The following is a 3,058-nucleotide window of genomic DNA, read 5'->3' on the forward strand; positions in this document are numbered from 1 at the left end:
TCTTCTTTTAGCCATGATGGCACTTGATATTCAACCCGATGATGAGATTATCACTACTCCGTTTACTTTTATAGCCACAGCCGAGACTATAGCTTTTTTGGGTGCAAAACCTGTTTTTGTAGATATAGATGAACAAACCTATAATATAGATGCTTCAAAAATAGAAGAAAAAATAACAGCCAAGACAAAAGCGATTATGCCTGTTAGTCTCTATGGACAACCTGCTGATATGGAGGCAATTCAAGCCATAGCAAACAAGTATAATCTCAAAGTGATTGTTGATGGGGCTCAGAGTTTTGGTTCTACTTATAAGGGTAAAACTGATAGTAACTTAGGTGATATTTCAACGACCAGTTTTTTCCCTGCCAAACCTCTTGGGTGCTTTGGTGATGGTGGTGCTGTCTTTACTAATGACGATGAGTTAGCAGAAAAAATAAAATCTCTTAGAATGCATGGTCAATCAAAACGATATCATCATCAGTATATTGGTATGGGTGGACGGATGGATACCATTCAGTGTGGTATTGTGGATGTGAAGCTTAAATATTATGCAAAAGATTTGGCTTTGCGTCAAGAGGTAGCCTCTAAATATAGTGAAAAATTAAAAATGAAAAGTGAAAAGTTTATTTTGCCGTTTGTAGCTGAGAATGTAACTTCTGCATTTGCTCAATACAGTATACGCGTTCAAAATAGAGATGAGGTTCAAGAAAAATTAAAAGAAAAAAGTATTCCTACTGCTGTGCATTATCCTATGCCTCTGCATCTACAAGAGTGTTTCTCTTATTTAGGATATAAAAAAGGGGATTTCTCTATTTCTGAAATGGTCTCTAATGAGATTATGAGTCTGCCTATGAACCCTTATTTGAGTGATGATGAGATTAATTACATATCTAATACTCTTTAGCCTTTTTATTTGGGCAGAGAAACCAAATCTGCTACTTCTAAAAACCTACAAAGACCAAAATATCACAGGTTGGGTAATGAGTGAAAAACTTGATGGAGTGAGGGCTTATTGGGATGGCAAAAATCTAATAAGCCGTGGTGGAAATATCATCCATGCTCCCAAGTGGTTTACAAAAGACTATCCACCATTCGAGATTGATGGGGAGTTGTGGACAAAAAGAGGTGATTTTGAAAATATAGTATCTATCGTAAGAGATAAAAATCCATCAAAAGAGTGGAGAGAGATTGGACACTATATTTTTGAAGTTCCCAATGCTAAAGGTGGACTTTTTGAGAGATTGGCTAAAGTTAAAGCTTATGAGAGTAACATTCTAAAAATTGTTTCACAAACTAAAGTAAAAAACAAGATTCATATGAAGAAATTTTTAGAAGAGATTGAAAAAAAAGGTGCTGAGGGTGTTGTGGTGCGTGACCCGAATGCTTCCTATATTGATAAAAGAACCAACAAAGCCCTCAAAGTCAAAACTTTTTTAGATAAAGAGTGTAAAATAACAGCTCATAATGGTGGACATGGAAAATATCAGGGCTTGATGGGTTCTGTAACCTGTGTGATGGATAACAATCTAACCTTTAAAATAGGAAGTGGGTTTAGTGTGGAAGAGAGAAGAAACCCACCTACTGTTGGTGGTGTTGTTACTTTTAAGTATCAAAAGATGACCAAGTATGGGAAGCCGAGATTTCCTGTGTTTTTGAGGGTTCGAGAGGAGAGCATAGATGAGATTAAAAAAGTTACCACTAGGAAAACAGACACTAAGAGATATTATCAATGATGATATGCTCTATATTGATAAAACAAAAATAGCTTTGGATTTGATAGAGAGCTATACCTACACATTTCTCTCTCGACCAAGAAGATTTGGAAAGTCTCTCTTTGTGAGTACTCTAAGAGAAATTTTTGAGGGGAACAAAGAGATTTTCAAAGATTTGTATATTTATGATAAGTGGGATTGGAGTGTTAAGTATCCTGTAATAGATATAGATTTTAGTGGAGATATGCGAAGTCCAGAGGCTCTAAAGAGAACAATATTGGCTATCCTTAAAAACAATCAAGAAGATTTAGAGATAAAATGTAGTGATACAGAAGAGTATGCTAACTGTTTTGAGGAGTTGATTAAAAAAACATACAAAAAATATAACCAAAAAGTAGTTATCCTAATAGATGAGTATGATAAAGGGATATTGGATAACTTAGACCAGATAGAGATAGCAGACCAAAATAGAGAGATTCTAAGGTCATTTTATAGTAAAATGAAAACAAATGACAAATATATTAAGTTCGTTTTTATCACAGGAGTAAGTAGGTTCGCCAAAGCCTCCATATTTAGTGGATTAAATATGTTAAAAGATATCTCTTTGCAATCCCAATATGGTGAGATATGTGGATATACTCAAAATGATATAGAGACCACACTGCTACCATATCTAGAGGGTGTTGACCTAGATGAACTAAAAGAGTGGTACGATGGATATAACTTTTTGGGCAAAAACCTCTATAACCCTTATGGAATACTATTGTTTATAGATGGGGATAAAATGTATAAAAATTATTGGTTTGGTACAGCAACCCCAACTTTTTTAATAAAGCTAATAAAACAGCAGAACTATTTTTTGCCAAAATTAGGAAATACTAAAGTGGGAGAGGAGATATTGGATAGCTTTGATACCAATAAAATGAAATTTGAAATAGTACTCTTCCAAGCTGGGTATCTAACTATAGAAAAAGAGATAAAAAAGCGAAGAGGTGGTTTTGAGTATCATCTAAAAGTTCCAAATAAAGAGGTGCAAATCGCACTCAATGACTCGATAATCAACAATGTAATAAAACAACCAAATAGAAAATCAGAGTATCAAGATAGCCTGTACGACGCTCTATATGATGCCAACTTAGAGGATTTTAGAGATACACTTATCTCCATATTTGCATCTATCCCCTATAATAACTATACCAATAATGATATAGCTCATTTTGAAGGGTTCTATGCAACGGTGATATATGTCTATTTGGCGAGTTTAGGTATAGAGATAGTTGGTGAGGCTGTTACTAATCGTGGTAGAATTGATTTAACAGTTAAGTTAAACACCAATATATTTATAA

The 3,058-nt window shown here is 34.3% G+C and carries 3 protein-coding genes; all 3 read left to right on the top strand.

Going from position 1 to position 3,058, the window contains the following annotated elements; translation table 11 throughout:
- On the top strand, positions 1-904 hold a 904-nt coding region (locus tag GSY74_RS07790), incomplete at its 5' end, for a DegT/DnrJ/EryC1/StrS aminotransferase family protein (RefSeq protein WP_164664537.1).
- A complete protein-coding gene (locus GSY74_RS07795) occupies positions 873-1,733 on the top strand; it encodes a DNA ligase (RefSeq protein WP_164664538.1) in 861 nt (286 codons plus the stop codon). The genes GSY74_RS07790 and GSY74_RS07795, both read left to right, overlap by 32 nt.
- Positions 1,678-3,058, top strand: a 1,381-nt coding sequence (locus tag GSY74_RS07800) for an ATP-binding protein (RefSeq protein ID WP_164664539.1), incomplete at its 3' end; no start/stop codon positions are given. The genes GSY74_RS07795 and GSY74_RS07800, both read left to right, overlap by 56 nt.

Source organism: Sulfurovum sp. bin170 (assembly GCF_010892395.1).
Classification (GTDB): domain Bacteria; phylum Campylobacterota; class Campylobacteria; order Campylobacterales; family Sulfurovaceae; genus UBA1140.

Excerpts from the sequence above, each read along its gene's own strand:
- GSY74_RS07795 (WP_164664538.1), top strand. The coding sequence starts at position 873 with ATGAGATTAATTACATATCTAATACTCTTTAGCCTTTTTATTTGGGCA.